This is a genomic window from Mesorhizobium sp. WSM4813, assembly GCF_055811555.1.
This window is the reverse complement of the sequence record NZ_JBVVQU010000023.1, coordinates 1-24327: the sequence shown is the minus strand read 5'-3', so window position 1 is coordinate 24327 and position 24327 is coordinate 1. Positions and strand designations below refer to the sequence as shown.

Annotated in this window: 27 protein-coding genes; 10 read left to right on the top strand and 17 right to left on the bottom strand. The window is 63.7% G+C overall.

All coding sequences use genetic code 11. From position 1 onward, the window contains the following. The first annotated feature begins 1 nt into the window (after nt 1). From AC0L25_RS15410 to AC0L25_RS15400, 3 genes are all read left to right on the top strand, one after another. Entirely contained in the window at nt 2-748 is a 747-nt protein-coding gene (locus AC0L25_RS15410) for an SDR family NAD(P)-dependent oxidoreductase (RefSeq protein ID WP_473596288.1), read from the top strand. An 81-nt stretch (nt 749-829) separates the two neighbouring features. Further along, nucleotides 830-1459, top strand: coding sequence for a hypothetical protein (locus tag AC0L25_RS15405; RefSeq protein WP_473596287.1), 630 nt, complete (start codon nt 830-832; stop codon nt 1457-1459). A gap of 132 nt (nt 1460-1591) precedes the next feature. Further along, nucleotides 1592-1795: a hypothetical protein gene (locus AC0L25_RS15400; protein ID WP_473596286.1), complete on the top strand. Its 204-nt coding sequence runs from the start codon at nt 1592-1594 to the stop codon at nt 1793-1795. 11 nt (nt 1796-1806) lie between these two features. On the opposite strand, the gene AC0L25_RS15395 is transcribed toward AC0L25_RS15400, so the two are convergent. Beyond that, nucleotides 1807-2313 (bottom strand): OsmC family protein, encoded by a 507-nt coding sequence (locus AC0L25_RS15395; RefSeq protein WP_473596285.1) that lies wholly within the window; start codon nt 2311-2313, stop codon nt 1807-1809. 258 nt (nt 2314-2571) lie between these two features. On the opposite strand from AC0L25_RS15395, the gene AC0L25_RS15390 reads away from it, so the two are divergent. Both AC0L25_RS15390 and AC0L25_RS15385 read left to right on the top strand, forming a co-directional pair. Beyond that, nucleotides 2572-2826 (top strand): hypothetical protein, encoded by a 255-nt coding sequence (locus AC0L25_RS15390; RefSeq protein ID WP_473596284.1) that lies wholly within the window; start codon nt 2572-2574, stop codon nt 2824-2826. 75 nt (nt 2827-2901) lie between these two features. After that, nucleotides 2902-3816, top strand: a complete 915-nt coding sequence (locus tag AC0L25_RS15385; protein WP_473596283.1) for a DMT family transporter — start codon at nt 2902-2904, stop codon at nt 3814-3816. Nucleotides 3817-3937: 121 nt separating this feature from the next. Here the strand turns inward: AC0L25_RS15385 and AC0L25_RS15380 are convergent, their stop codons facing one another. Beyond that, nucleotides 3938-4801, bottom strand: a complete 864-nt coding sequence (locus AC0L25_RS15380) for a LysR substrate-binding domain-containing protein (RefSeq protein ID WP_473596282.1) — start codon at nt 4799-4801, stop codon at nt 3938-3940. Between the two features lie 110 nt (nt 4802-4911). On the opposite strand from AC0L25_RS15380, the gene AC0L25_RS15375 reads away from it, so the two are divergent. Continuing rightward, nucleotides 4912-5319, top strand: coding sequence for a tautomerase family protein (locus tag AC0L25_RS15375; RefSeq protein ID WP_352955475.1), 408 nt, complete (start codon nt 4912-4914; stop codon nt 5317-5319). 176 nt (nt 5320-5495) lie between these two features. Then, a complete protein-coding gene (locus AC0L25_RS15370) occupies nt 5496-7718 on the top strand; it encodes an AMP-binding protein (protein ID WP_473596281.1) in 2223 nt (740 codons plus the stop codon). A 3-nt stretch (nt 7719-7721) separates the two neighbouring features. On the opposite strand, the gene AC0L25_RS15365 is transcribed toward AC0L25_RS15370, so the two are convergent. From AC0L25_RS15365 to AC0L25_RS15355, 3 genes are all read right to left on the bottom strand, one after another. Then, nucleotides 7722-7985, bottom strand: a complete 264-nt coding sequence (locus AC0L25_RS15365; protein ID WP_473596280.1) for a hypothetical protein — start codon at nt 7983-7985, stop codon at nt 7722-7724. A 255-nt stretch (nt 7986-8240) separates the two neighbouring features. Further along, on the bottom strand, nt 8241-9056 hold the full coding sequence (locus tag AC0L25_RS15360; RefSeq protein WP_473596279.1) for a CDP-alcohol phosphatidyltransferase family protein: 816 nt from the start codon (nt 9054-9056) through the stop codon (nt 8241-8243). 3 nt (nt 9057-9059) lie between these two features. Continuing rightward, complete coding sequence (locus AC0L25_RS15355) at nt 9060-9758, bottom strand: phosphatidylserine decarboxylase (protein WP_095483175.1); 699 nt, start codon at nt 9756-9758, stop codon at nt 9060-9062. Between the two features lie 257 nt (nt 9759-10015). Here AC0L25_RS15355 and AC0L25_RS15350 point away from each other — a divergent pair, with 257 nt between their 5' ends. Beyond that, on the top strand, nt 10016-10888 hold the full coding sequence (locus AC0L25_RS15350) for an SMP-30/gluconolactonase/LRE family protein (protein ID WP_473596278.1): 873 nt from the start codon (nt 10016-10018) through the stop codon (nt 10886-10888). Nucleotides 10889-10892: 4 nt separating this feature from the next. Here the strand turns inward: AC0L25_RS15350 and AC0L25_RS15345 are convergent, their stop codons facing one another. The 3 genes from AC0L25_RS15345 to AC0L25_RS15335 form a co-directional block, all read right to left on the bottom strand. Further along, nucleotides 10893-12779, bottom strand: coding sequence for an ABCB family ABC transporter ATP-binding protein/permease (locus tag AC0L25_RS15345; protein WP_473596277.1), 1887 nt, complete (start codon nt 12777-12779; stop codon nt 10893-10895). 77 nt (nt 12780-12856) lie between these two features. Further along, nucleotides 12857-13183, bottom strand: coding sequence for an ArsR/SmtB family transcription factor (locus tag AC0L25_RS15340; RefSeq protein ID WP_473596276.1), 327 nt, complete (start codon nt 13181-13183; stop codon nt 12857-12859). Nucleotides 13184-13245: 62 nt separating this feature from the next. Continuing rightward, complete coding sequence (locus tag AC0L25_RS15335) at nt 13246-14619, bottom strand: LysM peptidoglycan-binding domain-containing protein (protein ID WP_473596275.1); 1374 nt, start codon at nt 14617-14619, stop codon at nt 13246-13248. 147 nt (nt 14620-14766) lie between these two features. Between AC0L25_RS15335 and AC0L25_RS15330 the strand changes: the two genes are divergently transcribed. After that, a complete protein-coding gene (locus tag AC0L25_RS15330) occupies nt 14767-15378 on the top strand; it encodes an LOG family protein (protein WP_095496658.1) in 612 nt (203 codons plus the stop codon). 115 nt (nt 15379-15493) lie between these two features. Here the strand turns inward: AC0L25_RS15330 and AC0L25_RS15325 are convergent, their stop codons facing one another. Then, on the bottom strand, nt 15494-16825 hold the full coding sequence (locus AC0L25_RS15325) for a PQQ-dependent sugar dehydrogenase (protein ID WP_473596274.1): 1332 nt from the start codon (nt 16823-16825) through the stop codon (nt 15494-15496). A gap of 207 nt (nt 16826-17032) precedes the next feature. Between AC0L25_RS15325 and AC0L25_RS15320 the strand changes: the two genes are divergently transcribed. Further along, the gene (locus AC0L25_RS15320; RefSeq protein WP_473596273.1) at nt 17033-18034 is read left to right on the top strand and encodes a transporter; all 1002 of its coding nucleotides are present in this window, start codon (nt 17033-17035) and stop codon (nt 18032-18034) included. A gap of 9 nt (nt 18035-18043) precedes the next feature. On the opposite strand, the gene AC0L25_RS15315 is transcribed toward AC0L25_RS15320, so the two are convergent. The 8 genes from AC0L25_RS15315 to AC0L25_RS15280 all read right to left on the bottom strand — a co-directional run bounded on the left by AC0L25_RS15315 (nt 18044) and on the right by AC0L25_RS15280 (nt 24043). Further along, nucleotides 18044-18730 carry a glutathione S-transferase family protein gene (locus AC0L25_RS15315; RefSeq protein ID WP_473596272.1) on the bottom strand — a complete coding sequence of 229 codons (687 nt, stop codon included), beginning with the start codon at nt 18728-18730 and terminating at the stop codon, nt 18044-18046. A 16-nt stretch (nt 18731-18746) separates the two neighbouring features. Next, nucleotides 18747-19676: an EamA family transporter RarD gene (gene rarD, locus AC0L25_RS15310; protein ID WP_473596271.1), complete on the bottom strand. Its 930-nt coding sequence runs from the start codon at nt 19674-19676 to the stop codon at nt 18747-18749. An 83-nt stretch (nt 19677-19759) separates the two neighbouring features. Continuing rightward, the gene (cimA, locus tag AC0L25_RS15305) at nt 19760-21376 is read right to left on the bottom strand and encodes a citramalate synthase (protein WP_473596270.1); all 1617 of its coding nucleotides are present in this window, start codon (nt 21374-21376) and stop codon (nt 19760-19762) included. Nucleotides 21377-21378: 2 nt separating this feature from the next. After that, nucleotides 21379-22335 (bottom strand): prolyl aminopeptidase, encoded by a 957-nt coding sequence (gene pip / locus AC0L25_RS15300; RefSeq protein ID WP_473596269.1) that lies wholly within the window; start codon nt 22333-22335, stop codon nt 21379-21381. After that, nucleotides 22332-22808 carry a GFA family protein gene (locus AC0L25_RS15295; protein ID WP_473596268.1) on the bottom strand — a complete coding sequence of 159 codons (477 nt, stop codon included), beginning with the start codon at nt 22806-22808 and terminating at the stop codon, nt 22332-22334. The genes pip and AC0L25_RS15295 overlap by 4 nt, the downstream gene beginning before the upstream one ends. Beyond that, on the bottom strand, nt 22805-23296 hold the full coding sequence (locus AC0L25_RS15290; RefSeq protein ID WP_473596267.1) for a GFA family protein: 492 nt from the start codon (nt 23294-23296) through the stop codon (nt 22805-22807). Before AC0L25_RS15290 ends, AC0L25_RS15295 begins: the two co-directional genes overlap by 4 nt. Nucleotides 23297-23300: 4 nt before the next feature. Then, nucleotides 23301-23687, bottom strand: a complete 387-nt coding sequence (locus AC0L25_RS15285) for a VOC family protein (RefSeq protein ID WP_473596266.1) — start codon at nt 23685-23687, stop codon at nt 23301-23303. Next, nucleotides 23684-24043, bottom strand: coding sequence for an endonuclease domain-containing protein (locus tag AC0L25_RS15280; protein ID WP_473596265.1), 360 nt, complete (start codon nt 24041-24043; stop codon nt 23684-23686). Before AC0L25_RS15280 ends, AC0L25_RS15285 begins: the two co-directional genes overlap by 4 nt. Nucleotides 24044-24327: the final 284 nt, after the last annotated feature.

The following is a 24327-nucleotide window of genomic DNA, read 5'->3' as shown; positions in this document are numbered from 1 at the left end:
GGTGACCCCTGCCCTCGACCTTTCCGGCCGCGTCGCGGTCGTCACCGGTGCCTCGCGCGGCATCGGCTACTTCATCGCCCTGGAACTTGCCGCTGCCGGAGCGCATGTGATCGCGGTTGCCCGCACTGTCGGTGGGCTGGAAGAACTCGACGACCAGATCAAGGCGGCGGGCGGACAAGCCACACTTGTGCCGCTCGACCTTGCCGACATGGCCGGCATCGATCGGCTGGGCGGCGCCATCCACGAGCGCTGGGGCAAGCTCGACGTCTTGGTCGCCAATGCGGCGGTGCTCGGCGTCATCTCGCCGATCGGCCATGTCGAGGCCAAGACCTTCGAAAAGGTGATGACCATCAACGTCACCTCGACGTGGCGGCTGATCCGCTCGGTCGACCCGCTGCTCAGGCTCTCCGACGCCGGCCGTGCCATCGTGCTTTCCTCCAACGCCGCCCATTCGGCGCGCGCCTTCTGGGCGCCCTATGCGGCGTCGAAGGCGGCAGTCGAGACCATGATGCGTTCGTGGGCGCATGAGACGGAAAACCTGCCGCTCAGGGTCAATGCCGCCGATCCCGGCGCCACCCGCACCGCCATGCGTGCGCAGGCGGTGCCCGGCGAGGATCCGGAGACACTGCCGCATCCCCAGGAGATCGCCAAACGCATCGTGCCGCTGGCCAGTCCTGCGCTTAGGGAAACCGGGCTGATCTTCCAGGCCAAGCACAACCGCTTTGTCGCCTACCGGCAGCCGGAGTAGACGCATCGCGCATCTTGGCGGAAGAATTTCGCCGCCACCGACGTTGTTGGAATGCCAAGTTTTCGCAAACGGAGGACCATCATGCGCAGACTGCTTCTCGTTACCGCCGCTGCATCGCTAGCAGCCATCGGCGTCGCATCCTCACAGGATACGACAATGAGCTTCTTCGTCACCAGCGTCGGCTCGGGCAAGGGCGCCGATCTCGGCGGCCTCGCAGGCGCCGATGCGCATTGCGCCTCGCTGGCCGAAGCCGCCGGCGTTACCGGCAAAACATGGCGCGCCTATCTCTCGACCAGCGATACCGATGCGCGCGATCGCATCGGTAAGGGACCTTGGTTCAACGCCAAGGGCGTCAAGATCGCCGACGACGTTGCTTCGCTGCATAGCGATGCCAACGCCATCACCAAGCAGACGGCGCTCGACGAAAAGGGCGAAATGGTCAACGGCCGCGGCGACAAGCCCAACCGGCACGACGTGCTCACCGGCTCCAAGCCCGACGGCACGAAAATCGCCGACCAGACCTGCGGCGACTGGACGCTCAGCGGAGCAGAAGGTGAGGCAATGACGGGCCATCACGACCGCACCGGTCTCGACGATTCGGCCGCCGCCAAATCGTGGAATTCCTCGCCCGCTTCACGCGGCGGCTGCAGCCAGGAGGCGCTGAGGAGCACCGGCGGCGACGGCCTGTTCTACTGCTTTGCCGTGAACTGAGTTGTTTCAACAGACGTAGGACATTCACGCGGGCTGTGATGCCGTGGCGAACCACCGCGTCCGGCCGCGCTTTCGTCGATTGCGCGGAGTTGATAGGATCGCCCGACTCCCACAACAAACGAGGAAATTTCCATGGCTTCGAGCGTAGCGTTGGTCTGGTATCTGGTGATTGCCGGCCCGCAAGGCGGCATGGTGGTGCTGCCCAGCACGTTCGACACTCGCGAACAGTGCGCCTTCGCCGTCACCGAATATCAGAAGGAGCCAACGCCGGCTGGCTGGTCGGTGCAGTGCGTGCCGAGCGCCTCGCCCTTCGCCGACGAGGGCGAAAGTGAGTAGCCGGCGCGCGTTCAGCGCTGAGCGCTGACCGTCAGTTCCGGCCTGGTATTGATGGTCTGAAAAACCACGCAATACCGTTCGGTCAGTTTGAGCAGCGCGTCGATGCGCTCTTGTGTCTCGTCGCTGTCGAGGCTGAAATTCAGCCGGATGGCGCGGAAGCCGACCGGCGCATCTCTTGTCACACCTAAGGTGCCGCGAAAGTCGAGATCGCCTTCGGCCTCCACCGTGGCGGCGCCGAGCTTGAACTCCAGCGCCGTCGCCACCGCCTTCAGCGTCACGCCGGCGCAAGCGACCAAGGCCTCCAGCAGCATGTCGCCCGAGCACAGTTCGAGCCCCGAACCGCCGGTAGCCGGATGGAGACCGGCAACGGCGAGCGTCCTGCCGGTCTCGACCTTGCAGGCGATCGACTGGTTGTCGATCGAGCCCTTAGCCCGAAGCGTGATCAGCGCGCGCGATGCGTCATCGCGATAGGCCTCCTTGAGCGGCGCCTGCATGGCCTTCAGTCTGGTGGCGTCCATGTCCAACCCTTTTTTGACAGTCGTCTTCATTGCTCGTCACGATACTCGAATAGAACCGGTACGGCCTAAAATCTCGATTTCACGACATTTGGATCAGACTGACAAGCGTTCCGGAGATTGCTGCGTCATTAGACCTGGTGCTTTTTCACACGACCTGAGACCGCCACGCGATGACGCCATCCGTCCGCGCCCGTACCTCGGGTGTGGCCAGGCAGGTGGCGACGGCCTCGTAGCCGGAGTGCCGGGGTACGGCGCGACATGCATTGGCTGGCTGTGATTGGCGGGGCAGAGGATGATCGCTTCGTCGGTGCCGACGGCCGTCAGGTCCAGGATCGCGCAGGAGCGCGTGAGCAGAAAAAGCGGTCGACCCCTGGGACCAGCCCTGCCCCAACGCAAGCTCGCCACTGGCGCAGCGCCGCGCAGGGTTCTGTCCGTGTAGCGTACGCCGTGGCGCTGATCGTCGCGGCCGGCCTGCTGATCACCGGCAACGAACATTTCTGCAAGTGGCTGTAGGATACGGCAACCCTGCTGACAGTGCGGTGTCAGGACAAGGCAGTATAGTCTGGTGACATGACGGAATCGCTAAGCATGCCAGCCACCACCGACACCGCAGCCGAGCGCACCTTTGGCATCGTCCTGGTTTCGGCGTCGGCGGCGGTCTTCGGGCTCACCGGCGTGTTGACCAAGTCGATCCATGCCGACCCGCTGACCATCACCTGCTGGCGCGGCTTTGTCGGCTCGATCCTGATCGCCCTCTATGTGTTTTGGCGGCGCCGCCGCTCCGGCAGGCGTGAAAGCCTGCGCCTCGGCTGGCGCGGCTGGCTGTTGGCGGTAGAAGGAGCGCTCGCCAGCATCGCCTTCATCTCGGCGTTCAAGTTCACCTTCGTCGCCAATGTCGCGATCATCTATGCCACCGCGCCCTTCGTCACCGCGGTACTTGCCTTCGTGCTGGTGCGTGAGCGCTTCCGGCTGCAGACGCTTGTCGCCGCCGCCGTGTCGCTCAGCGGTGTGGCGATCATGGTCTGGTCCGGCTTCGGTACCGGCCATCTGTTCGGCGACGGGCTGGCGCTGCTGATGACAATCGGCAGCGCGCTCTACATGATCATGGTGCGCGCTTTCCGCGACACGCCTGTGGTATGGGCCGGAGCGGTGTCGGCGTTTCTTTTGTTTGTGCTCGGCTGGTTCGTCACCGATCCGCTGGCGGTCTCGGCCAGGGACGCAGTGCTGCTCGTCGCCTTCGGCATGTCGTTCGCGCTCGCCTCTATTTTGTGGACGGAGGGCGCGAGGCTCATCCCGGCGGCCGAATCCGGCCTGCTAGGCTCCGCTGAAGTACCCTTCGCGATCCTGTTCGCCTTCCTGTTCCTGGCCGAGGTCCCGCCGGCCGCCAGCATGATCGGCGGCGCCATCGTTCTCTGCGCGGTCTTCGCCCATGCCGGGCGCGACTGGCAAGCGGCGAGGCAGCGCTCTGCGGGTGGAAAATCTGCCCCTGAAATAAATCTATAAAATCATGGAACCATCATAGGGTTCAGGCATTGTTGTATTCGACGGGTCATCCCAAGTCCCCCAAACCCCTCGGCCCGTCTAACCTATAGCCGACCGCAAGGTCGGCTTTTTCTTTTGCGAATCAGCTTGGTGCGCCTGACAAGGCAAGGTTGCCGCTGAACAGCGCAGCTAAATCCTGTGCCGGGGGCTCGGCATCCTGGCGCAGCCGGATGGCGAACTCGGCGACGGGAACCGGCGGCAGACCAAGGTCGCGCGGTGCCTCGACGATGCCGGAATGGGCAAAGCGCGCCGTCCGCAGCGTCAGAGCAATGCCGGCATTCACCGCCGTGCGCAGCCCGGCCAGGCTGGCACTGCCGGCGGCGATGCGGTAGCGGCGGCCAACCGCATCAAGTGCTGTGATAGCCGCTTCGCGAAAGCCGCAATGCGGGTCAAGCAGTGCCAGCGGCACCTCATCCTGGCGCGAGACCAGACCCTTTTGCGAACAGAGCCAGACCATCGGCTCGCGGAGCACGCCGACCTCGTCCGGCCCCGGCGCTTGGCGCATGGCGATCGCCAGATCAAGGGTGCCGGATTGCAGCTCCTGTGCCAATTCGGCGGAGCGGCCGACGCGCAATTCGATCCTGACGCGTGGATGGCTGGCGGCGAAGGCCCTGAGCAAATCCGGCAGGCCGCTGTCGGCGAAATCCTGCGTCGTGCCGATGGCGACGCGCCCGTCGGCCCGCACGCCCTTGAGGGCCAGCCACGCCTCGCGATGCACTGCCAGAATACGTCGTGCATGGCCGACCAGATCCTCCCCCGCCGGCGTCAGGCCGCGGCCCCGCCCCTGCCGCGCCAAGAGCGGTTCACCGACGATATCCTCCAGCCGCTGCATCTGCGCCGTCACCGCCGAAGGCGAGCGACCGACGATCGATGCTGCCTGCGCCAGCGAGCCGCCGTCGACGAAGGCGAGAAAGGTTTTGAGGAGATCGGGGTCGAGCGTCTGCATAATTCATTTATACCGAAGTGTTAGCTCCAAACAATTCGATTTTTTTGGCGCTAGAGCCGTGGGCATGGTTTTTCCCAGCGGCGCAAGACGCAAGCCCCTAGGAGAACGAAATGCCGATCATCAATGTCAGCGTTACCGGCAGACCCGATGCCGCTCTGTCCGCCACCATCGCTAGGGAGGTGACCGAACTTACCGCAATGCATCTGCGCAAGGATCCGACCATCACCGCGGTCGCCATTTCCTATCTCGACCCGCAGCACTGGTTCGCCGGCGGCAGGTCGCTGGCCGAGCATGGCGTCAAGACCTTCTGGCTCGACATCAAGGTGGTCGACGGCACCAACACCAAGCTCGAGCTGGAGGCCTATCTCAAGGCGATCTTCGCCGCCTTTGGCCGCTTGCTGGGTGAGATACATGAAGAAAGCTACGCCTTCGTGCATGAAGTGCCGGCTGCCGCCTATGGCTATGGCGGCAAGACGCAGGAATTCCGCTTCATCAGCGGGAGGTTGAAAGCGGCTTGAGCAGCGCCGTCCAGTTCCACGCTCATCCCGCAAGTCATGTTGGCGACGGTGAAGCGTGACAGGCCGGCAGTCAGCCCTAGCCGAGCAGCATTGACGTTGACCCCACTTCGTCTAGGTTCTCATTGAAGCGGCCAAGAAAGAGCCGCGACGTGAGAATCTGTTGGGAGAGACGCGGCATGATCCTGACACTGGCGCTGCTTGCGGGCCTCGTCGCGGCCTGGCTGCTGATCGCCGTGGTGGAAAAATTCCGCCTCGGCCTGCGCTTCACCCAGGCGCTGCTCTACGTGCCGTTCAAGCTCGCCTACCGGGTCGCCGATGATCGTATCAAGATCGCCCGCAGAACAGCCGCCCCGGTCATTTACGTCATTTCGCACCAGTCGCGGTTCGAACCGGCGCTGATGCTGTCGCTGCTGCCGGACGATACGCTGCACATTCTCGACCAGGCCTCTGCCAGGTCGCCCTGGCTCGAACCATGGCGCGAGCTTGGCCGCACCATCGCCTTCAACGCCGAGCATATCTTCGTCAGCCGCCGGCTGGTGCGGGTGCTGAAGGGCAAGGGCCGCCTTGCCGTCTATCTGCCGGATGCGGTCGAACCTGATATCAAGACATTTCGCCTGTTTCGCGCCGTCACCCGCATCGCCATGCAGGCCGATGCCCGGATCGTGCCGATCTTCGTCGCCGGCGCGCGCACTCTGCCGGTGTCGCTGACGCCGGCGGACAAGGCGCCGCGGCGCTGGTTTCCGCGCCTGTCGATCAGCGTGCTGGAGCCGATGACCATCGCGGAGCTGGTAGCGCGAAACCCTGATCAGTCCTCGAACACCAATACGCTGTTCGACCGTTTCGCCGAAGCCCGGCTTTTCGGCAGCGATCTTAATCGCGGCCTGTTCCTCGCGGTGCGCGACGCGGCCGACCGAGTCGGCGCCTCGCATCCTATCGTCGAAGATGTGGTCAGCGGCACGTTGAATTACAGAAAGCTGTTCATCGGCGCGCGGGTGCTGGGCCGTCGCTTCGAGGCGGTGACGGCGCCGGGCGAAGCGGTTGGAGTGCTGCTGCCCAACGCCAATGGCGTCGTGCTGTCGCTCATTGGCCTGTTGTCGGCGAGCCGGGTGGCGGCGATGATCAACTACACCGCAGGCCCGGCCAGCGTCACCGCCGCCGTGCGCACGGCGGAGATCCGCACCGTGGTCTCGTCGCGAGCCTTTATCGACAAGGCCAACCTCGCTGACATCGTCGCGGCGATCGAAGAAGGCGGCGCCAACCTGCTGTGGCTGGAGGATGTGCGGGCCAGCGTAACCGTGCTGGACAAGGTCGCTGCCGCCTTGCTGTGGCGATGGCCGCTGCAGCCGCAGAATGCGGCCAAGCCGGCAGTGATCCTGTTCACCTCAGGCTCGGAAGGCACGCCGAAAGCGGTGGTGCTGTCACACAGAAATCTTCTCGCCAACGCCATGCAGGCTGAGGCCCGCATCACCATCTCGCCGGCCGACATCCTGCTAAACGTGCTGCCGGTGTTCCACTCGTTCGGGCTCACCGGCGGCACCATCCTGCCGCTGGTCACCGGAGTGAAACTATTCCTCTATCCCTCGCCGCTCCACTACAAGCTGATCCCCGAGGTCGCACGCAATGCAAGGCCGACCGTCATGTTCGGCACCGACACGTTCCTCGCCAACTATGCGCGCACCGCCAAGGACGGCGATTTTTCCAGCCTGCGCTTCATCGTGGCCGGCGCCGAGGCGGTGAAACCAGAGACGCGCCGCGTCTACCGGGAGCGCTTCCAGGCCGAGATCATCGAAGGTTTCGGGCTGACCGAGGCAGCGCCCGTCGTTGCCGTCAACACCGCCATCCACGGCCGCGACGGCACGGTCGGGCGGCTGTTGCCGGCCATGCGCATGAAGCTCGAGCCGGTCGAGGGCATTAGCGGCGCCGGACGGTTATGGCTAAAGGGACCGAACCTGATGATGGGCTACATCACATCAGATCGGCCCGGGGAATTGCAGCCGCTCGACGGCTGGCACGATACCGGCGACATCGTTTCGGTCGACCGCGAAGGCTTCATCACCATTCGCGGCCGGGCCAAGCGCTTCGCCAAGATCGCCGGCGAGATGGTGTCGCTGGGCGCGGTCGAGATGCTGGTGCAGTCGCTGTGGCCGGAAGAGCACCACGCTGTGGTGGCGGTGCCGGACAAGCGCCGCGGCGAGCGTATCGTGCTGGTCACCACTGCGGATAACGCCGACCCCGATGAATTGCGCAAATTCGGCAGACAAGCCGGTGCCGCCGATCTGATGGTGCCGAACGACATCGTCAAGGTTGAGGAAATCCCTGTGCTGGGTTCAGGCAAGACCGACTATGTGTTAACCCGCAAAGTGGCGATTGATCGGCTGGGGCTAAGCGCGGCAGCTTAGCGACTAGAGAACCACCACCGACAACAGCAGGATGAACCCGACCACTATCATCAGCAGGCCCGGCCAATTCTGCGAGAGGCCGAGGAAACCGAGCCCGCGCCGCTGAGGCTCAAGTGTCGGACCGGGCGTTGCGAGATTTGGCGTCGAGCGATCCGGCGCCGCGCGAACAGGCGCCGGATCGCTGAGCCGCCCACGCCTTAAGGCTGCGCCAGCCATGTACACAACGCCAGCGACAATGAGCAACGCACCAATGAGGACGACAGCCATTTCTCTCACTCTTTTTCAGCTCCTGCGCCTGCGCAGCAGCCTAAATAGCGAGGCGTTTCGCAAGGTGGCTCGCCTCGCCCGCTGAGACAGAACGGTCAAGAGGCCCGGCAGGTTCCCGCTAGAGCGGGATGCGTCCAAATTGAACTGGCATCCCGCTCCATCTATTTGTTTAGCTGCATTTCTGCGACGCTAAGTGATTCCACTTGGCTGCAAAATGCTCGAGGCGACCGTCGGAGGGAATTGGCGGCAGGTCTGTCAGCCGATGTCTGAAGGCGGCACCTTCTCGCCTTCGCGCTTGGCGCGCTTTGAATAGGCGCGGATGCTGAACGGCAGGAACAGCAGATAGCCGGCAACCGACGCCGTCAGCGTGTACCAGGGATAGGTCATCAACAGGAGGATATAGAGGACCACGCCGAGGATGATCGGCAACACCTTGTCGCCCGGGACTTTCAGGCTTTTTCCAGAATAGACCGGCAGCCGGCTGACCAGCAGGAAGGCGACCAGAACGGTGAAACCGGCGGCGATAAAGGCGGCAGGGCGGGATGGCTCCAGGCCAAGCCGCAGGAAGTAGAGATAAAGCGGCAGCATCACCAGCACGGCGCCCGCAGGCGCCGGAACGCCGACGAAATACTCGGTCTGCCACTGCGGGCGATCTGTTTCTTCGTCGAGCACGTTGTAGCGAGCAAGTCTCAGCCCGCAGGCGATGGTGAACAGGAGCGCGGCAATCCAGCCCGGCGAGCCGGCCTGGTCGAGCAGGAAGGCATAGAGCACCAGCGCGGGTGCGACGCCGAAATTGACGATGTCGGCCAGCGAATCCATCTGCGCGCCGAATTTGGACGTCGCCTTCAGCATCCGCGCCAGGCGGCCATCGATGCCGTCGAGGAAGGCGGCGAGCAGCACCATCACCACTGCCGGCTCGAAACGGCCTTCGAAGCCGAAGCGGATGCCGGAGAGGCCTGCGCAGATGGCGAGCACTGTGACGAGATTGGGCAGCACCATGCGCATCGGGATTTCACGGATGCGCGGACCACCGCTGCCATGCGCCTCGAATTTTTTGAACGGCGCGCCCACGGCTCAGGACACCCGCACGAGCGGCGTTGCGGCAATGCCGCCGAATTCAGCCAGTATGGTTTCACCACCAACCGCGGTCTGGCCGACGGCGACACGCGGCGTCGCGGTCGACGGCAGGAACACATCGACGCGCGAGCCGAAGCGGATCAGCCCGAAGCGCTCGCCGATGCCGATCGTGCCGCCGGTTTCGGCCCAGCAGACGATGCGCCGCGCCACCAGGCCGGCGATCTGCACCGCGGCCACCGTGCCGTTGGGGCTGTCGATGACCAGGCCGTTGCGCTCATTGTCGGCACTCGCCTTGTCAAGTGCGGCGTTGAGGAACTGGCCCGGCCGATGCTCGATCCTTGTGATGCGGCCGCGCACCGGAGCCCGGTTCACGTGGCAGGAGAAGACGTCCATGAACACCGAGATGCGGGTCATCTCGCCGCCGCCGAGGCCAAGTTCGCGCGGCGGCACTGCCGGACCGACCGCCGTGATGATGCCGTCGGCCGGGCTCACCACCAGCCGGTCATCGACAGGCGTGACGCGCTCGGGATCGCGGAAGAAATAGACGCACCAGGCCGTCAGGATCAGGCAGACCCAGAACAGGATCGAAGAGAAATAGCCGAGGAAAAGCGTTACCGCTGCGAAGGCGGCGATAAATGGATAGCCTTCGCGATGGATCGGAACGAACGTTTTCTTGATCGTATCGACGAGGTCCATGGGATAGGAACAGCCCTAGTTTCAGGTCCGGCCTCAATAGCGGAAACACCCTGTGGCCGCAACGCAACAATGGGGAAAGGCGGTTCGGCGGCGGTTGCCTCGGGCGCGTGTCCGGTTCACGCATATTGGAACCGATCCGGCCTTTGCGAAAAAACCGTCGCAGTTGTCGGGGCGCGGCAGCCTCGCCCGTCCTTGGTGAGAGGCGCTTTATATCGGCCGAGTGGGGCGCCTACGGAACGAAACCTGGGAAGCCCGCAATGCTGTCGCAGAAATCAGCAACCAAAGAAGCAAATGTCGTGATGAACGGCTTGGCGTTCGGCGAGTCGCCGCGTTGGCATGACGGCAGGCTTTGGTTCTGCAACTGGGGAACCGGCCAGATCATCGCCGTCGATGCCGACGGCAACAGTGAGATCATGCTCACCGTGCCGGCCACCCTGCCCTATTCTATCGACTGGCTGCCGGACGGTCGCCTGGTCGTCGTCTGCGGGCGTGAGGGACTGGTGCTGCGGCAAGAAGCAGACGGGACGCTGGTCACCCACGCCGATCTGCGACACCTTTCAGAGAACCCTTGGAACGAGATCGTCGTCGACGGGCGCGGCAACATCTACGTCAATGGCGGTGGGTCAGCGCCGGCTCCCGGCCAGCATTTCGGCCCCGGCACCATCGTGCTGATTGCACCGGATGGGTCCGTACGGCAGGTGGCGGACAAGATCGCGTTCGCCAATGGGATGGCTGTGACGCCTGACAACAAGACGTTGATCGTCGCCGAGTCCCACGCCAACAGGCTGACCGCCTTCGACATCGCCGCCGATGGCAGCCTCGCCAACCGGCGGCGATGGGCCGACCTCGGCAACGGCTTTCCCGACGGCATCTGCCTCGATGCAGAGGGCGCGGTCTGGTACGCCGACGTGCCCAACCGGCACTGCGTGCGGGTGCGCGAAGGCGGCGCAATGCTCGAGAGCGTCGATGCCGATCGCGGCTGCTTTGCCTGCATGCTCGGCGGCGCCGACGGCAAGACGCTGTTCATCGTCGCCGCCGAATGGCGCGGCTTCGAACACATGATCAGCGATGCCCGCACCGGCCAGGTGCTCAGCATCGAGGCTCCCGCACCAGGCGCCGGCTGGCCGTAGGAGACTACGACACCTCCGAGGGGCGGCGGCGGACGACAACGCCGAACTCGTCGCGTTCGCGAGCAATGCGCAGCCGCTCCTCGGCCTCGGTTGCCTCGCGCTGGCGGTCCCACATCGAGGCGTAGAGGCCGGCCTTGCGCATCAAGGCGGCATGCGTGCCGCGCTCGGCGATCTGGCCGTCCTGCAGCACGATGATCTCGTCGGCCGAAATCACCGTCGACAGCCGGTGGGCGATGACGATGGTGGTGCGGCCTTGGCTGACGAGATCGAGCGCTGCCTGGATCTCCTGTTCGGTATGGCTGTCCAGCGCCGAGGTCGCCTCGTCGAGCATCAGGATCGGCGGCGCTTTCAAAATGGTGCGGGCGATCGCCACGCGCTGCTTCTCGCCCCCGGACAGTTTCAGCCCGCGCTCACCGACCATCGAACGGTAGCCGTCGGGCAGACGTTCGATGAACGGCCCGATCTGAGCGAGTTCAGCCGCCTTGCGCACGTCCTCCTCGCTGGCATCGACGCGGCCGTAGCGGATGTTGTAGGCGATGGTGTCGTTGAACAGCACGGTGTCCTGCGGCACCATGCCGATCGCCGCGCGCAGGCTCTCCTGCTTCACGTCGCGAATGTCCTGGCCGTCGATCAGGATATTGCCGCCCTGGATGTCGTAAAAGCGGAACAGGAGCCGCGAAATCGTCGACTTGCCGGCGCCCGACGGCCCGACAATGGCAACCGTCTTGCCGGCCGGCACCTCGAAGCTGATGCCTTTCAAGATCTTGCGGTTGGGATCGTAGGAAAAGTGCACGTCGCGGAACTCGACCTTGCCGGCGCCGACGACCAGGGGCTTGGCGCCCGGCTTGTCGACGATCTCCTGCGGCACATCGAGCAGATCGAACATCTGCTCGATGTCGGTCAGGCCCTGGCGGATTTCGCGATAGATGAAGCCGATGAAGTTGAGTGGCACCGAAAGCTGGATTAGCATGGCATTGATGAAGACGAAGTCGCCAACCGTCTGCGTACCAGCCTGCACCTCCAGCGCCGAAAGGCACATGACGATAACCGTGCCGAGGCCGAAGATGACGCCCTGGCCGAAGTTCAGCCAGCCGAGCGAGGTCCATATCCTGGTGGCGGCGGCCTCGTAGCGCGCCATCGAACGGTCGAAGCGCTCGGCTTCCATGCTCTCGTTGTTGAAATATTTGACCGTCTCGAAATTGAGCAGCGAGTCGATCGCCTTAGTGCTGGCGTCGGTGTCGCTGTCGTTCATGTCGCGGCGAATGACGATGCGCCAGTCGCTCGCCCTGATGGTGAACCAGATGTAGAGCCAGACCGTCACCGCCACCACAGCCACGTATTTCCAGCCATAGGTGACGGCGAAGATGCCGGCTGTCAGCGCGAATTCGAGGATAGTCGGCAAGGTGTTGAGCACGGTGAAGCGGACGATCGTCTCGATCCCCTTGGTGCCGCGCTCGATGATGCGCGACAGGCCGCCGGTGCGGCGCTCGAGATGGAAGCGCAGTGACAGTTGATGCATGTGGATGAAGGTGCGGAAGGCGAGTTGGCGCACTGCATATTGTCCGACGCGGGCAAACAGCGCGTCGCGCAGCTGGTTGAAACCGAGCTGCACCAGCCGCACGACATTGTAGGCGATGACCAGCATGACTGGCGCCAGAAGGAAGGCCGGCAACGGCGGCACCGACTTGGCGTCGCCAGCCAGCGCATCGGTCGCCCATTTGAAGAAATAGGGGCCGGCAACCAATGTCAGCTTAGCGACGACCAGAAGCACGGTCGCCCATACAACCCGCGCCCGGAGGTCGGCGCGATCGGCCGGCCACATATAGGGCCAAAGGTTGCGCAATGTCTTGAAGGTCGAACCGGACTCAGCGGAAACGGTTTTTTCGGCCATTTTTATTGCCTTTTTCTTATGCTTATTGCTTGACCATGATCTTTTCCGAAACCGGCTTCCAGTTTCGAGGTTATGGTCTAGCGGCCAGAGCAGCAGGAATTGACGAGCGCGGCCAGTGATGCGGAAACATCGGCAAGTGCATCGCCGTCGACTTCATAGCGCGAGCGCTGCCGGTCCGGCTCGTAGCGGACGAGCCCGGCGTCGACCAATATCCTCAGATGCTGCGAAACCGTGGACTGCGCCAGGTCGAGATGGTCGACGACCTCCCGGCAGCAGCAGGAGCGGCTGGCCGACAGATGCCTGAGGATCTCGATCCGCGCCGGATGCGAAAGCGCGGCGAACTTCGCGGCGACGGACTGGCTGTCGGCGAAGCCGCAGGTCTTCTCGGTCAAGGGAGCGTTCATCGTTTATCGGCGATAGACGATGAACGAACTTTCCGCAAGAGGCCGGAAAGAAGAACAGGATTCTAATCAGCCTTCGTCGGGGCCGTCGTCATCTGGTCGCCCATCGCCTTGAGGTTGGCGGCTTCGCCTTCCTGCGATTTTTCCGGGACCTTGAACACCTGCCCCGGCCAGATGCGGTCTGGATTCCTGATCTGATCCTGATTGGCGAGGTAGATGGTCGAGTAGCGCACCCCTTGGCCATAGACGCGCCGCGAGATCTGCCACAGCGTATCGTGGCGGCGGATAATGACGGCGCCATCGGCATGCTCCAGCTGGGGCGCCACTGTCTCGGGAATTTCAGCCGATGCGGCGGGTGAAGCAGACGCGGTCGCGTCAGCCGCCACGGGCGGCGTGGCAGGCTTCTGCTCGGCGGGCGCCACGGCGGCGATCGACTCGCCCGGCTCGCGCTCGAACGGCACGGCGGCACGGGCAACCACCTTGACCCCGTCCGCATCGAGTGCGTCGACATGGATGGTGTAGGTGCCGACCGGAATGTTGCGCGTCGCCTCGACCAGGAAGTGGCCGTCGGGCGAAGTTTTCGCATCGCCGAGCAAGATATCGTTGGCATAGGCGCGCACCTTGCGCCCTGGATCGGCGAGCCCGGCGACGAAGATCTTGTTGCCGTCGATCTCGATCGCTTCGATGATGATCTTTGACCCTGCAACTGGTGTTGCAGGTGCGGCCGGCACGTCCGGGGCCGGCGCGGGGGCAGCTTCGGCAGTGGCCGGCGCCGAAGCAGCCAGTGCGGCTGGGGCCGATGCTGCGGCGGCGGGGTCCTCGGCAGCCGGAGCGGCCGTCTTGTCGCCGGCAGGCGGCGTTTCAGGCTCGGGCGCAGGAACGGTGAGCAATTCGGAGGCCTTGCCCGGCTCCTCGATCATCGCCAGCACCTGGCCAGCAGGGCTCTGGGGAATCGAGACGACGGCTGTCTGCGCCGAGGAGGTCATGACACTGCCGGTCAATGAACGCAGCGCGATCGTGTAATCACCGGGTTTCAGCGGATTGTCGAGAACGATGGCAAAAGCGCCATCGGCACCGGCGACCGTTGAGCCGAGAACTGTCGAACCGTTGAGAATCTCCACCTTGGCGTTGGGTGCGGCATTGCCGGCGACGACGATAGAGCCCTTGACTTCGACCCGAACGATATCGAAGGTCGGCGCGATCGAATCCGCCTTGCCCGGCGCTGCCGGTGCCATCGCACCTGTGTCCGGCGCGGGCGAAACCGATCCATCGGTCCCCGGCTCGGCCGGCTTCTCCACCGGCGGCGTCAGCGATGCCACTTCCGTCGGCTGCGCGCGATTGAGATACGGGTCGAGCGCGCCCGACACATAGGCGGTTCCCGCCGCGGCGAGGGAGCCGCCGACGGCGAACAAAAGCGCCTTTACTGGATTAATGGTCATATTTCCCTGCCCTTAGCCACCTAATGCCGGTCTAGCCTGTTTTGCCCAAACCGACAAGAAAAAGGGGCCGACAAGGATAAAGGGGGCCGACAAGAAAAACCCCGCCCGGGCTTGACCGCGAATAAAGACCCAATCACCAATCATCTCATGAACACGATTCGATCCATCTGCGTCTATTGCGGCTCGTCTCCAGGCCGCGATGAAACCTATGCCAAGGCCGGACACCTGCTTGGGCGTTCGATCGCCAAGTCCGGCCTGCGTCTGATCTATGGCGGCGGCACCAGAGGCATCATGGGAGCCGTTGCCGAAGGGGCGTTGCGGGCTGGCGGCAAGGTGACGGGGATCATTCCGCGCTTCCTGATCAACAGGGAGGCCACCGAAACCGCGCTTAACCGGCTCGACGAGCTCGTGATCACCGACAACATGCACGAACGCAAACATACGATGTTCGAGAAATCCGACGCCTTTGTGGCGCTGCCGGGCGGCATCGGCACGGTCGAGGAAATCATCGAGATCATGACCTGGGGCCAGCTCGGCCATCATCGCAAACCGATCGTCTTCGGCAACGTTGGGGGATTCTGGGACCCGATGCTGGCGCTGCTCGACCATATGATGGCCGAGGGCTTCATCCACACAGCGCAGCGGGTCAAGCCGCTGGTGGTCGACGATCCGGAAGCGATCGTCGCCGCCATTATGGTCGCGGGATCCTCGGTCGATGCGCCGACCGAAGGTGTGCAGTCGGTAATCGACAAGCTTTAGGGCAGCAGGGGAGTAAGGCAGGGCGGTATGTAGTGCATGCCGGCTAATGAGGCGCTATCCTACTGCCCTACTGCCCTACTGCCCTACTGCCCTACTGCCCTACTGCCCTACTGCCCTACTGCCCTACTGCCCTACTGACCCGCCAGATGACATTGCCGACATCGTCGGCGGCGAGCAGTGCGCCGGTCCGATCGATGGCAACGCCGACCGGACGGCCCATCGCCTTGCCATCTCGCCCGACGAAGCCAGCGAGCACATCTTTTGGCGGACCGCTCGGTCTACCACCGCGGAACGGCACGAAAATCACCTTATAACCGCTGAGCACGCTTCTGTTCCACGAACCGTGCTGGCCGACGAAGGCGCCGTTGCGGTAGGCTGGGCCGAGCGACGCGCCTTTGGAGAAGGTCAGTCCCAGCGAGGCGGTATGGGAACCCAGCGCATAGTCGGGCTTGACTGCCCTCGCCACGAGGTCGGGGCGCTGCGGCTTGACGCGGTCGTCGATGTTCTGCCCGAAATAGCTGTAGGGCCAGCCGTAAAAAGCGCCGTCACGAACCGAGGTCATATAATCCGGGACGAGATCGTCGCCGATCTCGTCACGCTCGTTCACGGCGACCCAAAGCACGCCAGTTTCAGGGTTCCAGGATAGCCCGTTCGGGTTGCGCAGCCCTGACGCGAAGACCCGGGTGCGGCGGCTCGACCGGTCCACTTCAAGGACCGCGGCGCGGTTCTTCTCTGCGGCCATGCCGTTTTCTCCAACGTTGCTGTTGGAGCCGACGGTGACATAGAGCTTGCGTCCATCCGGGCTTGCGATCACGTCCTTGGTCCAATGATGGTTGAGATCCCCGGCCGGCAAGTCGGTGATCTTTTCCGGCGGCGTGGTGACTCGGGTCTGGCCGTTGGAGTAGGCGAAAGCGACGAGCGCGTCGGTATTCGCGACGTAGAGCTTGCCTTTGGACAGCGTCATACCGAAGGGTGAATTGAGGCCTTCCGCGAACGTCCGGCGCACATCCGCAATGCCGTCGCTATTGGTGTCGCGCAGGAGTGTGATGCGGTTGGCGCTTTTGGTCGCAGCGCCGGCGCGCTTCATAGCCAGGTCCATGAAGACCTTTCTAAGGCTGAAGCCTTCGTCATGCTTGGCAGGAGCATTGGTTTCGGCGACCAATACGTCGCCGTTCGGAAGCACGTGCAGCCAGCGCGGATGGTCGAGGCCGGTGGCAAAGGCGTTCACCATCAGCCCCTTCGCTGGGGTCGGCATCCCACCTTTCTGCCAGCCTGTCGCCTCAGCGATGTTGACGGTCGGTATCAGCGTCGGTCTTGGTTTCGGCAAAGTCGGGTTGGGGCCATAGCCGATTATTGGCCTCGTTTTCTGCGCCGGAACGCCAGCGCAGCTCGCCATCAGGATTCCCAATACCGCTATGAGTACGCTTCGTGGGAAGCCGGCATGCATCGGACGTCCTCCGCATGGATTGCGTCGTGCTCTTTACGCAAACGCGAGTCAACGACGTATTATTCCAAACTGCTCCAAACAACGGCGTTGGTGGGCCGCCTCGGATGACCGTCAAAACCCGTCACACGAAACCGGTTCGCCCGTGCTAGTAATCACAGTCTGGTCGCCGCCGCACGGCGGCGTTTCCGAGAGACTGGCGACGCGACCATGAACATCACCCTCAACCCGGAAGGCAGCAATCTGTCGCCTTATCTGCCAGACGAGCACGGGCTGTTCTTCGTCTATCACTTCACCGCCGAAGGCGCGAGAACCAAAGTCCCGGCCGCCACACACTGGATATGGCGCAGCTACCAGCTTTCCGACATGCGCGCCCGCCACGAAATCGCCACCGAGCCGGCTTTGCCGCCGCCGGTGCGCGATGCCTTCCTGTCGGCCGGCCATGGCTGCCATATCGACCTCGAGGGCGACTGGCTCTACGGCGATCTGCCGGACCTGCGCCATGACTATTCGGCGGAGGCGCGCGGGCTTGGCCATTTCCGCTTCGCCTTCAACGACACGATGCTGATCGGCGGCCGCAAGCAACCGCTGCAATCGGTCGACAAAATCCGCAAGGCGATAGAAAACGGATCGCGAAAGTTCCGCTCTCCGGCCGAACTGATCGAGGCTGTCATGGGCCAGTCGCTCGACGGCATGACGACGGAACTCGCTGGGCTTGGCGACACGCTCGATGGCATCGAGGACCGCATCGTCTGCGACTCATGGCACAATGAGCGGCAGGCGCTGGTCGATGCGCGCCGGCAACTGGTGGTGATCCATCGGCAGATGGCGACGCTGACCAGCCTGTTCCGCCATCTCGACCATTCGCATCGCAACGATTTGCCGGAGGCGATCAACGACATGGCGGCGCGGCTTTCGCACCGCGCCCATACATTGCATTACGACGGCGAGCAATTGCAGGCGCGCGCCCGGCTCTTGCAGGACGAGCTGATGGCCAAGCTGACGACGCAGTCGAACCAGTTGCTCTACATGCTGTCAGTGATGACCGCGGTGCTGTTGCCGATGACGATCATCTCAGGCCTGTTCGGCATGAATGTCGGCGGGCTGCCGCTGGTCGATACGCCGATCGGCTTTTGGGTGGCGTCGGCGATATCGCTGGTTGTCGCGGCGGTTGTCTACCTGTTCGTCAGGCGGCCGGGGGGCGGGATGTAGCGGCAATCGTTACGCGGTTGCGCGAAGATCCTTGATGACAGTGCCGGCGGCGCGCATCTCCGCTTCGTGGGCTGGCTCGCGCCACGTCTCTGCAAGGGCTGCCGCGTACCATTCGCGCATCGCCGGCAGAGCCAGCAATCGCGTCGGATAGGTGGCGGCTGCGCCCTCGAAGGATAGTCCATAGGACTGAACCCTAAACGCCACCGGGGCAAAGAAGGCGTCGACGGCGGTGAAGTGGTCGCCGGCCAGGAATGGCCCACCGAAGCTGGCAAGGCCGTCGTTCCAGAGGTCACCGAGGCGGAAGAGGTCGTGTTTCAGCGCATCGGACATCGGCGCCGGCGCGACGCGGACACCGCAATTCATCGGACAGGAGCCGCGCAAGGCGGTGAAGCTCGAATGCATTTCGGCCGCTGCCGACCGCGCCCAGGCTCGCGCCTTCGCGTCGGCAGGCCAGATGCCAGCGTGGCGCTCGGCCAGATATTCGGTGACGGCGAGCGAATCCCACACCGCCCAGCCATCGTCGATCAGGCACGGTACCCGACCGCTGGGCGAGAACGGCCGGTAGAGGCTCCAACTCGATCCGGTCGGGAACGGCGTAAGCCGCTCCTCGAACGGAATGCCCAGCTCTCGCATCAGCACCCATGGCCGCAGCGACCATGAGGAATAGTTCTTGTTGGCGATATGCAGGACATACATCGGAAACCCCTCGCCTTTACCGCGCTGCCGTTGCGGCAGGCCGGATCTCCCGGCCACGGAACATCGACCACGAATACATCGCCAGCGCCGTCCAGATCAGGCCGAAGGCGATGGCCGGGGTGCTGCCGAAAGGTTCGCCGAAAATCAGCACGGCGATCAGGAACACAATGGTCGGCGCGATATACTGCATGATGCCGATGGTGGAGAGACGCAACAGCTTGGCCCCGAAGGCAAACAGCAGCAGCGGTATAGCAGTGACCGGGCCGCAGCCGATCAGCAGTGAGGTGTCGCTCAGGGAGCTGGAGACGAAATGGTCCTGCCCTGTGACGATGAGGAAGATGATGTAACCGAGCGCCGGCACCGACAGCAACAGCACCTCAAGCAAAAAGCCCTGGCTGGGACCAATTGGCAGCGTCTTGCGGAAGAAGGCATAGGCGGCAAAGGAAACCGCCAGCACCAGCGACACCCAGGGCAGCTTGCCGGCGTCGATCGTCAGCACCGCGACCGCGATGGCCGCCAGCACCACCGCCGCGATCTGCAGCCGGTCGAGCCGTTCGCCGAGCAGCAGCGCGCCGACAACGACGCTGACAAGCGGGTTGATATAGTAGCCAAGCGCGGTTTCGATGGTACGGTCGACCGCAATCGCCCAGACATAGATGCCCCAATTGACTGAAATCAGCGCCGCCGTCAGCGCCGCCATAGAAATGACGCGCGGCGAACGCAACGCTGCTTTGAAATCCGCCGTGCGGCCGGCCCAGATCAAAACGGCCGCCGCGATCGGCACCGACCAGACGATGCGGTGCGCGATGACTTCGACCAGCGGCAGATGTGCTACCGCCTTCATGTAGAAGGGCAGCAGCCCCCACAGGAGATAGGCGCCCAGCGCCAGCAGGAAGCCACGCCGGGCCTTTGAGTCTGCTTCGAGCTGAATTGCTTGCGTGGCCATGGCCCAACGCTATGCGCCAGCCGCCGTGCCAAGACCATCGCAAAGTTCTGATGGATCAATGGACTTTCGCTGATGGTTCAATCCTACTCCGCCGCAACCAGCCCGGCCATCTCGCGGTTCTTCATCAGCTTGTAGACGATCGAATCCATCAGCGCCTGGAACGAGGCGTCGATGATGTTTTCTGAGACGCCGACCGTCCACCAGCGGGCGCCGGTTGCATCATGTGATTCGATCAGCACGCGAGTGATAGCCTCGGTGCCGCCATTGAGAATACGCACCTTGAAGTCGGCAAGCTCGAGGTCGGCGATCTCGTTCTGGAATTTTCCGAGATCTTTGCGCAGCGCGATGTCGAGCGCATTGACCGGGCCATGTCCTTCCGCCACCGACATCTTCTCCTCGCCGTCGACCAGCACCTTGACGATTGCCTCCGAGACCGTCTTCAGCTGGCCGTTGGCGTCGAAGCGGCGCTCGACCATGCAGCGGAACGAGGTGACGCTGAAGAATTCCGGCAGGCCGTGCAGCATCTTGCGCGCCAGCAGCTCGAAGCTGGCATCGGCACCCTCATAGGCATAGCCCTCGGCCTCGCGCTCCTTGACCACTGATATCAGCGCATCGAGCCGGTGGTCGTCCTTCGGCATGTCGATGCCGCGACTTTTCAACTCGGCGAGGAAATTGGCTTTGCCGCCCTGGTCCGAGACCATGACGCGGCGGCGGTTGCCGAGCGCTTCCGGTGGCACATGCTCGTAGGTAGCGGGCTCCTTGGCCAGCGCCGAGGCATGGATGCCAGCCTTGGTGGCGAAGGCAGAAGCGCCGACATAGGGCGCCTGCGCTTCCGGCGCGCGGTTCAGCAATTCGTCAAAGGCGCGGGACAGGCGCGATATGCCGGCCAATGCTTCGGCCGAGATGCCTGTCTCGAAGCGATTGGAAAAGGCCGGCTTCAACGCCAGAGTCGGCACGATCGAGATCAGATTGGCGTTGCCGCAGCGCTCGCCGATGCCGTTCAGCGTGCCCTGGATCTGGCGCAGGCCGGCCTCGACGGCGGCCAGCGAATTCGCCACCGCCTGACCGGTGTCGTCATGGGCATGGATGCCTAGATGGTCTCCGGGAATGCCTGAGGCGATGACCTTCTCGACGATAGCGCGCACTTCCGACGGCTGCGTGCCGCCATTGGTGTCGCACAGCACCACCCAGCGCGCGCCGGCGTCGTAAGCGGTCCTGGCGCAGGCCAGCGCATAATCGGGATTGGCCTTGAAGCCGTCGAAGAAATGCTCGCAGTCGACCAGTGCTTCCTTCCCGGCGGCAACCGCCGCCTCGACCGAGGCTTTGATCGCTGCGAGGTTTTCCTCGTTGGTGCAGCCCAGCGCGACGCGGACATGGTAGTCCCAGCTCTTGGCGACAAAGCAGATGGCGTCCGACTTCGACTGGACCAGCGCGGCAAGGCCTGGATCGTTCGAAGCCGACACCCCTGCCCGCTTGGTCATGCCGAAGGCGACGAATTTGGCACTGGCCGTGCGGTGCTCGGCGAAGAAAGCGGTGTCGGTCGGGTTGGCGCCGGGATAGCCGCCCTCGACGTAGTCGACGCCGAACTCGTCGAGCAGCCCGGCGATGGCGATCTTGTCCTCGACGGAAAAGTCGATGCCGGGGGTCTGTTGGCCATCACGCAGTGTCGTGTCGAAGAGATAGAGGCGTTCGCGGCTCATGATCATTTCCCCGCAAACCGATCCGTCGCCCGGATAAGCCGGTCGAGAATGCCCGGCTCCGAATAGGCATGGCCGGCGCCCTCGATCAGGTGGAAATCCGCTTTCGGCCACGCCTTGTGCAGCGCCCAGGCATAGCGCGCCGGGCACGGCATGTCGTAGCGGCCATGGACGATGGTGCCGGGGATGTCCTTCAACTTGAAGGCGTCGCGCAGCAGCTGCCCTTCCTCCAGCCAGCCGGCATGGACGAAATAATGGTTCTCTATGCGGGCGAAGGCGACCGCGTAGTCGTCTTCGCCAAACGGGCCGCTGGTTTCCGGATCGGGCAACAGCGTGATCGTCTCGCCTTCCCACAGGCTCCAGGCGCGGGCGGCCTCGACCTGTGCGTTGCGGTCGGTGCCGACCAGCCGCTTGCGATAGGCGGCCATCATGTCGCCGCGCTCAGCGTCGGGGATCGGCGCCAGGAAGCGCTCCCATTTCTCGGGGAACATTTCCGAGACGCCGAACTGGTAATACCATTCGAGCTCCGCGCGCGTCAGCGTGTAGATGCCGCGCACGACCAGTTCGCTGACCCGCTCGGGGTGCGTCTCGGCATAGGCCAGCGCCAAGGTCGAGCCCCACGAGCCGCCGAACACCAGCCATTTGTCGAAGCCGCACATGTCGCGCAGGCGCTCGATGTCGGCGACCAGATGCCAGGTGGTGTTGGCCTCGAGCGAGGCGTTGGGCGTCGACTTCCCACAGCCGCGCTGGTCGAACAGGATGACATCGTAAAGCTTCGGATCGAACAGCCGCCGGTGCTTCGGGGAAATCGTGCCGCCCGGTCCGCCATGCAGGAATACGGCCGGCTTGGCACCCCTGGTGCCGGAACGCTCCCAGTAGACCTGATGGCCGTCGCCGACATCCAGCATGCCGGACTCGTAGGCCTCTATCTCGGGATAGAGGGTGCGCAGTTCACTGCTCATAATTTCAGGCCCTGCTGCGGCCAATTGGCCGTCTCGTGATCCGGATGCTGGAAGGAGATGATCGATTCCTGCCGGGTGTAGTAGTCGGGATCGTCATGGATCGGCGCGTCGAAGATCTTCTCCACCCAGGGCAGCCGGGCGGCGTAGTTGATCTGGATCTGCGGTGCGAGGTCGGAGCGATCGTCAAAAGCGCCGATGGCGATTTCGAGCCCGCCGGGCTGCCGATAGGTCAGTGGCGTGCCGCAGCGGGCGCAGAAGCCGCGATCGATGTTGACCGACGACTGGAAATAGCTCGGCTCCTCGCGCACCCATTCGACGCCGTCCTTCGGCACCGTCACCAGCGCGCCGAAGAAGGAACCGAACTGTTTCTGGCACATACGGCAATGGCAGATGGACGGGCGTCCAAGCGCCCCACGAATGCGAAAACGTACGGCGCCGCACTGGCAGCCGCCGGTTCGAACGGTTTCAGTCATGATCTTTCCTCCGGCGGCCATTGTTCGGTGTCGTGGTCGGGGTGCTGGTAAGAGACGAGATCGGCAAGATAGGAGGACGACGAAATATCGGCCATCGTGTCCTCGCCGGGCAGTTCGTGGATGTGATCGACATAGGCGAGTTTTGCTTCGATGCCCCACTGGATGGTCGGCGCGATGTCCTCCGGATCGTCGAAGGCGGCGATGGCGAGGGCGATGCCATCGGGCGCCTCGAAGGTCAGCGGCGTGCCGCAATCGGCGCAAAAACCACGCCAAGCGGCGTTGGAGGAGCGGAAGCGTTTGGGCTCGCCGCGCGTCCAGTCGAGTTTTGCGCCATGCACGGACACCAGCGGCAGGTAGAAATTGCCGCTTGCCTTCTGGCACATGCGGCAGTGGCAGACGGAGGCGTCACCCAGCGCGCCTTCGACACGGAAGCGCACGGCGCCGCACTGGCAACCGCCTGTGTAGACTGGTCTGTTGTCTAGGCTCATTGCTTCACTCCGCGGCATGGCACACGGCTTCAACATTGTTGCCGTCGGGGTCGAAGACAAAGGCACCATAGTAGTTCGCATGATAGTGCGGACGCAGGCCCGGCCCGCCATTGTCCTTGCCGCCGGCGGCGACGGCGGCTGCGTGGAAGGCATCGACCTCAGCGCGGCTGCGCGCGGTGAAGGCGACGTGCTGACGGTCCTTCGGCTTGTCCTTGCCGGCATGCAGCCAGAACACCGGCCGGTCGCGACCATAGCCGCCGACCTTGGCGCCGCCGGTGTATTCCTGCGGCACCATGTAGAGCAGCGAGGCACCGAGCGGCGCCATCGCCCTGTCGTAAAAAGCTTTCGACACGTCGAAATCGGAAACGGTGATGCCAAGATGGTCGATCATGGAACTACCTCCCTTGCTGGTTCGCCGGCCGGCATTTCGGCAGCGGCCAAGCCGGCCTCGATCACTATGTGCTGGCAGACATTGTCGATATCGCGGATGACGTCGTCGTTCCAGAAACGCAGGATGGTCCAGCCGTCCTGTTCCAGACGCTTTGTTCTCGCTTCATCACTTGCAGATGCATTCGCGTCGGCGTGCTGCGAGCCGTCGACTTCGACGATGAGTTTCCTCTTCGGGCAAGCGAAGTCGACGATGTAACCGGCGATCGGAAATTGTCTCCGGAACCCAAACCCCATCAGCCGATGTGCGCGAAGCTCGTTCCAGAGCTTCAATTCGGCATCGGTCAAGGCTTTGCGCATCGACTTGGCATTTGCGCGACTTCGTGGTGGCAATGACGTGTGAGGCATCGTCAGTGCCTCCCGCAAGATTTCGGGACAATTGAGGTTGCCGCTCTACGGCGCCCCCCTCTGTCCTGCCGGACATCTCCCCCACTTGGGGGGAGATCGGCCGTCATCACTGGTTTCGCCAATCGCCAACGTCGAAAGAGAGGCGCCGGCGGCGAAACAGCCAATCTCCCCCCTTGTGGCAGGGGAATCGCGTTTGAGTAGATGGGAAATTGCTTGCCAATTGGCGGGTTGTGGAT

Coding starts and splice junctions, on each gene's coding strand:
- AC0L25_RS15325 (WP_473596274.1), bottom strand. CDS start 16,825: ATGCATGCCGGCTTCCCACGAAGCGTACTCATAGCGGTATTGGGAATC.
- AC0L25_RS15350 (WP_473596278.1), top strand. CDS start 10,016: ATGCTGTCGCAGAAATCAGCAACCAAAGAAGCAAATGTCGTGATGAAC.
- AC0L25_RS15285 (WP_473596266.1), bottom strand. CDS start 23,687: ATGATCGACCATCTTGGCATCACCGTTTCCGATTTCGACGTGTCGAAA.
- rarD (WP_473596271.1), bottom strand. CDS start 19,676: ATGGCCACGCAAGCAATTCAGCTCGAAGCAGACTCAAAGGCCCGGCGT.
- AC0L25_RS15405 (WP_473596287.1), top strand. CDS start 830: ATGCGCAGACTGCTTCTCGTTACCGCCGCTGCATCGCTAGCAGCCATC.
- AC0L25_RS15280 (WP_473596265.1), bottom strand. CDS start 24,043: ATGCGCAAAGCCTTGACCGATGCCGAATTGAAGCTCTGGAACGAGCTT.
- AC0L25_RS15385 (WP_473596283.1), top strand. CDS start 2,902: ATGCCAGCCACCACCGACACCGCAGCCGAGCGCACCTTTGGCATCGTC.
- AC0L25_RS15290 (WP_473596267.1), bottom strand. CDS start 23,296: ATGAGCCTAGACAACAGACCAGTCTACACAGGCGGTTGCCAGTGCGGC.
- AC0L25_RS15345 (WP_473596277.1), bottom strand. CDS start 12,779: ATGGCCGAAAAAACCGTTTCCGCTGAGTCCGGTTCGACCTTCAAGACA.
- AC0L25_RS15375 (WP_352955475.1), top strand. CDS start 4,912: ATGCCGATCATCAATGTCAGCGTTACCGGCAGACCCGATGCCGCTCTG.
- AC0L25_RS15340 (WP_473596276.1), bottom strand. CDS start 13,183: ATGAACGCTCCCTTGACCGAGAAGACCTGCGGCTTCGCCGACAGCCAG.
- AC0L25_RS15400 (WP_473596286.1), top strand. CDS start 1,592: ATGGCTTCGAGCGTAGCGTTGGTCTGGTATCTGGTGATTGCCGGCCCG.
- AC0L25_RS15365 (WP_473596280.1), bottom strand. CDS start 7,985: ATGGCTGTCGTCCTCATTGGTGCGTTGCTCATTGTCGCTGGCGTTGTG.
- AC0L25_RS15315 (WP_473596272.1), bottom strand. CDS start 18,730: ATGTATGTCCTGCATATCGCCAACAAGAACTATTCCTCATGGTCGCTG.
- AC0L25_RS15380 (WP_473596282.1), bottom strand. CDS start 4,801: ATGCAGACGCTCGACCCCGATCTCCTCAAAACCTTTCTCGCCTTCGTC.
- AC0L25_RS15355 (WP_095483175.1), bottom strand. CDS start 9,758: ATGGACCTCGTCGATACGATCAAGAAAACGTTCGTTCCGATCCATCGC.
- AC0L25_RS15390 (WP_473596284.1), top strand. CDS start 2,572: ATGCATTGGCTGGCTGTGATTGGCGGGGCAGAGGATGATCGCTTCGTC.
- AC0L25_RS15370 (WP_473596281.1), top strand. CDS start 5,496: ATGATCCTGACACTGGCGCTGCTTGCGGGCCTCGTCGCGGCCTGGCTG.
- AC0L25_RS15320 (WP_473596273.1), top strand. CDS start 17,033: ATGAACATCACCCTCAACCCGGAAGGCAGCAATCTGTCGCCTTATCTG.
- AC0L25_RS15330 (WP_095496658.1), top strand. CDS start 14,767: ATGAACACGATTCGATCCATCTGCGTCTATTGCGGCTCGTCTCCAGGC.
- AC0L25_RS15335 (WP_473596275.1), bottom strand. CDS start 14,619: ATGACCATTAATCCAGTAAAGGCGCTTTTGTTCGCCGTCGGCGGCTCC.
- cimA (WP_473596270.1), bottom strand. CDS start 21,376: ATGAGCCGCGAACGCCTCTATCTCTTCGACACGACACTGCGTGATGGC.
- AC0L25_RS15295 (WP_473596268.1), bottom strand. CDS start 22,808: ATGACTGAAACCGTTCGAACCGGCGGCTGCCAGTGCGGCGCCGTACGT.
- pip (WP_473596269.1), bottom strand. CDS start 22,335: ATGAGCAGTGAACTGCGCACCCTCTATCCCGAGATAGAGGCCTACGAG.
- AC0L25_RS15395 (WP_473596285.1), bottom strand. CDS start 2,313: ATGGACGCCACCAGACTGAAGGCCATGCAGGCGCCGCTCAAGGAGGCC.